Annotated in this window: 1 protein-coding gene and 6 pseudogenes; all 7 read left to right on the top strand. The window is 66.8% G+C overall.

The window, feature by feature from the left end:
• Positions 1 to 148, top strand: a pseudogene (locus FF36_RS39745) (transposase); the annotation flags it as partial.
• Between the two features lie 3 nt (positions 149 to 151).
• Positions 152 to 337 (top strand): annotated as a pseudogene (locus FF36_RS39740) (IS701 family transposase); the annotation flags it as partial.
• Positions 338 to 379: 42 nt separating this feature from the next.
• Positions 380 to 438: pseudogene (locus tag FF36_RS39725) on the top strand (hypothetical protein); the annotation flags it as partial.
• 44 nt (positions 439 to 482) lie between these two features.
• Positions 483 to 1,093, top strand: a pseudogene (locus tag FF36_RS39715) (IS701 family transposase); the annotation flags it as partial.
• A 58-nt stretch (positions 1,094 to 1,151) separates the two neighbouring features.
• Positions 1,152 to 2,096 (top strand): annotated as a pseudogene (locus tag FF36_RS39710) (integrase core domain-containing protein); the annotation flags it as partial.
• A gap of 1 nt (position 2,097) precedes the next feature.
• Positions 2,098 to 2,213 (top strand): annotated as a pseudogene (locus tag FF36_RS39705) (integrase core domain-containing protein); the annotation flags it as partial.
• A gap of 2,058 nt (positions 2,214 to 4,271) precedes the next feature.
• Positions 4,272 to 4,703 (top strand): competence protein CoiA family protein, encoded by a 432-nt coding sequence (locus tag FF36_RS30940; protein ID WP_044888757.1) that lies wholly within the window; start codon positions 4,272 to 4,274, stop codon positions 4,701 to 4,703.
• Positions 4,704 to 4,780: the final 77 nt, after the last annotated feature.

The raw sequence follows: 4,780 nt of genomic DNA, 5'->3' as shown, positions 1-4,780 counted from the left end.
GTCGGCAGGGGTGCAACGTCAATACAGTGGTACGGCGGGCAGGATCGAGAACTGTCAGATAGGCGTGTTCGCCGCCTATGTTTCCGGCAAGGGGCGGGCACTGGTCGACCGGGAGCTTTATCTTCCCGCGAGCTGGACCGAGGACCGGNCNCGNTGCGCGGCGGCAGGGGTGCCGGGCCGGGTGGGGTTCGCGACGAAGCCGCTGCTGGCCCTGGACATGATCCGCCGGTTCTGGCTGGCCTGCCGGCAGATCGGCTGGGTCGCCGGCGATGAGGTGTACGGCGCCGACCCCGAGCTACGCGACTGGCTGGAAGCACACCGGATCGGCTATGTCCTCNCGGTCAAGAAGGACNTGGAGGTGTCCACGGCTGTTGGGCGNTTCCGGGTCGACGCTCTCGCCGCGAAGGTTCCCGCCCGCGCGTGGAAGACATATTCCTGNGCTGACGGTTCGAAAGGGCCTCGGATGTACGACTGGGCGCTGNTGGACACCACCGACCTCGCCGGCCCGGACGATCGACCCAAACAGATCCTGATCCGCCGTTCACGCTCCGGTAAGAAAGAGCTCGCTTTCTTCGTCACGCACAGCCCGCGGCCGGTTTCGCTGGGAACGCTCGTCACCGTCGCGGGACGCCGCTGGGGAATAGAGGAATGCTTCCAGTCCGGGAAGAACGAGGTCGGCCTCGACCACTATCAGGTCCGGCTTTACCACGCCTGGTATCGGCATATCACGCTGGCGATGCTCGCCCACGCCTGGCTCGCCATCACCGCGACGAAACACCGCGAACAGAACCCGCCGACCGTCCCGCCCACGATGACCGCCGTGGGATACACGCGTCTCCCCGGAGGCCTACCCGTCGCCGAACAGCCAGAACCAGACAGGCACATGAGGACACCATTCACCCTCAACGAGATCCGCCACGTCTTCGCCCTGTTCACCGAAGCCGTACTTCCACCCGCCATGATCACCTGGTGGTCGGACTGGCGCCGCGGCCACCAGGCCCGCGCCCGCTACTACCACTACCAGACCCGGATCTACGCCGCCCAAGGCATCGCCAGGCAGGCAGCAGCCACACAAAGATCACTGTCGCTGTAGTACTAGGCCTGTGAGCTGGGACGATGCTACGGACCGGTCGCCGGCATGATGGTCAACCATGTCCGTGCGCCTGCTCTACCTGATCTTCGTCAGGGTGTGTGGCTGGCTCGTTCTGCTCGGCCGATCGTCGGCATCGAAGGACATCGAGCTGCTCGTGCTGCGACACGAGGTCGCAGTGCTGCGCCGCGCCCAGTCGCGGCCTCGGTGGGACTGGGCGGACCGGGCCATACTCGCCGCTCTGATCCGACGGCTACCGAAACGGCTACGGATGCACCGGCTGGTCACTCCCGGCACCGTCCTACGCTGGCACCGCCGCCTGGTCACCAGGAAGTGGACCTATCCCCTGCGAACCGGACGACCGCCGATCAGCGTGGAGATCACTGCGCTGATCGAACGGCTCGCTACCGAGAACAAGACGTGGGGGTACAAGAGGATTCAGGGCGAGTTGCTCAAGCTCGGCCACCGGGTCGGCGCGTCCACGATCCGTAGGGTCCTGAAGTCCCTCGGGCTGCCTCCAGCGCCGCGGCGGCAGCCGACTCGAGCTGGCGGGAGTTCCTGCGCGCCCAGGCCTCGACGATGCTGGCCGTTGACTTCTTCCACGTGGACTGTGCCGTGACGCTGCGGCGCCTGCGCTGCTTGTTTGTCATGGAGGTCGGCACCCGCTATGTCCACCTCGTCGGGGTAACCGCGCACCCAGACGGGCCGTGGACCACCCAGCAGATCCGCAACCTCCTCATGGACCTTGGGGACCGGGCAGCCGAGTTCCGGTTCCTGGTCCGCGACCGCGCCGGGCAGTTCACCGCGTCGTTCGACGCGGTCCTCGCCGACGTCGGCATCACCACGGTCAAGATCCCGCCTCGAGCGCCCCGGGCGAACGCCTACGCGGAACGGTTCGTCCGCACCGTCCGCGCCGAGGTCACCGACCGCATCCTGATCCTCGGCGAACGGTACCTACGAACCGTCCTGACCCAGTACGTACGCCACTACAACGGACAACGCCCCCNCCGCGCACTCGAGCTCCAACCGCCCCGACCCGACCATCCCATCGCCGACCTCCATACGGATCAGGCGCCGACCTGTCCTCGGCGGACTGATCAACGAATACGAACGAGCCGCCTGAAACCCCAGGTCAACCCCGGTGGCACAGTTCCGGCACCCCACAAGCACGGCGAGCGCGTCGTCCGGGAGGCTGTCGACCGCGTGGTAGGCAACGCCGGGGAACTCGCGAGTGTCGATGTCGCCCGCCGCCGGATCGTTGCCGCTTCGTACCGCCCCGGCGTACCAAGACGTCAGCCGGTCCGACAGCCGACTGGGTGGCCGGGCTCGAACGAGGCGAGGTCACGCCCGAGCCCGAGGGCGATGAGGTCCGAGCCGCGCTATGGCTGGTCGATCAGCCGTTAGCGCGAGCCGCCCCGGCACCCCGACGCCCTGGTCGTGCCAGCGGCGGCCGGGCGCATGGAGGCAAGACAGGGGGCGGGACTTGGCGTCGGGTAGTCTGACACGCAGCGCCGGTTGGTCCGCTTCCCTTGATGATGCGGGGGAGGTGCGGAAGTTCGATTCTCCTGCGGTGCGCGCCTGGTTGAGGCAGGTTGGGGCCCGCATCGTCCACACGATGCGGGCCCCGATGGTTACCGCCTGGCCTCTGGCTGCCCGCGTCCCCGCGCGGGTTCGTGCAGCAGGGCGCCCGGCGAGGCCGCGTACCGAGGCTCCGGCTACTGCGGGGGTACAGGTAGTGGGAGTGTGTGCGATGTGCAACCGCACGGGCCAGGGTGGTTGGGGATGTTTGTGGTGCGTTGCCGAGCGCACCACAAACACCCCCAACACTTGCGACATCGATTGTCCGTACGCCAGTCGCACTGGGTGCATGGATCGCCTCCGCCAGCCGCTTTCGTCTTCGAGAAGCATCCAGCGGCCATCGACCAATAACTTCGGGACAGGCGGTCTCGGTCCGATCGGGCTGTTCACCGAGATTTGATCTTTAAGGTGTGCTGTGGATGGGCTCATTGTGGGTGCGGATGTTCCGGTACGACGCGGCACCCGCCGGCACGCTACGGCATCGAAAACGCCGTGACCAGGGAGAACGCGGCACTACCCGGCACGATGCGGCATGGCGCGGCACGTCGCCGTGCGTCTTGTAATCGGGTGGGTAGGGCTTCCCCTCTCCTGGTCGGCTCCAGGCATACCCATCTTGACCTGCGGATTTACGGCCATAGAGATCGTCTGCGTCGCCGTCAAGATCGAATATGGGCTCATTATGGGCTCATTCCGCACGACTCTGTCGATCAATCGTTCGCCGGCGGCCCCTCCAGGGCGGTGTTAGGTGCGGGGCGCAGTGCGGCTGGCCACTGCGGGGGCTCCGCTGTGAGGCGGTCAACGGGGGCGAAGTGCAGGGGACTGCTCGATGATTAAGGCCATAGAAGATGGTGACAAATAGTGACGGTCGGTGCGTCTGGCTGATCGCGGGCAGGGCGTCAAGAAGCTGGCGCGAGATGAGCTGGTGTTGCTGACGGTGGGCTTGCCGGCCCTGTTGGTCTGTGTGCTCGCCGCCTCGGGCGCCTGCTGACGAATCATGGCTTCGCGCGCCTCCCGACCGGGGAGTCAGCCTCGACGACCAGGTCCCCGCGGTTGATGTCTCCCGACCCGACCGGCATGCGGCGAGGGCGCAATGCTTCGGCCTGGAACGCCTTCAGCGCAGGTCGCCGCACGCCGGCAAGGGGCTGCCGCCTGATGGAGTCGAGCTGGCGGGCTCGCCGTCGACGTCGTTCGCGCTTCACGACTTGATGATCTAGCTGTGCGCTTGGGGGATGCGCAGCAGGACCGTTGGCGGAGGCGACCTGCGCGGGGACGAACTCGCCCGCACCCCCTTTGCCGGCTCAGCGTCCACAACACAGGCTGTCGACCCTGCGGGTAAGGCGGTCCATGGAATGCACGAGCCCGGTGTCCCGGCTGCGGACGATCGCGGGTAGTTCGTCGAGCTGAGGCTGGAACCCGGCACCACCCCGCATCGCCGCGCGGGAATGCTGGCGAAGTTGGCGGCAGGAGAGCTCGACGTCACATGATCCGGTGCGGAAATCGCAACTGGCCCACCGCTCTGAGCCGCTCAGTCCATCATGGTTATCGGTACCAGCACGTCTGTTCCGCCAGCTCGACGAGGGGGCGTCGGTGAGCCGCATCCGCAGTGTTCGGTCTCTGGGAGGACGCGCCCGGCCAGGCTCGGAAGCCGTCGTCGCACATCTCGCCGTCGCTCAGCTTCCCGTCGACCGCGGCTGCTGACATGGCGTTCGCCGCGATTCACCCCGAGGTCGGCCGTATCGATGCCACCCTGCCGGATCTAGGATGCGGTCTGACCTGGGAATCTGTGCACAAGGTTAGGCCTCGGGTCGCGCTGGGCTGCCCCGAGTGCGGGTACGGAGTGCACGCCAAGCTCTCCCCTTTCAAGCTGCGGTACTTCGCCCATGATCCCGGCCGTCCTGCCGACTGCGCCTGGCTCAATGAATCGCTAGAACACCACCTGCTGAAGCTGGAACTGGCAACGGCGCTGTTGCGTTCCGGGGAAGCTGGGCATGCCAGCGGCCTCGATGATCGGTGGTCAGACCTGATCCGAAATTAAGACGCAACGTGGGCAGGCTCGCGCCCACCCGTCGGCGACCACGCTGGAACGGTCACTGACAGGGGGCGACCACGCTG

Origin of the sequence: Frankia torreyi (genome assembly GCF_000948395.1) — a bacterium.
Classification (GTDB): Bacteria; Actinomycetota; Actinomycetes; order Frankiales; family Frankiaceae; genus Frankia; species Frankia torreyi.
This window is presented reverse-complemented; position numbering and strand designations above follow the sequence as displayed.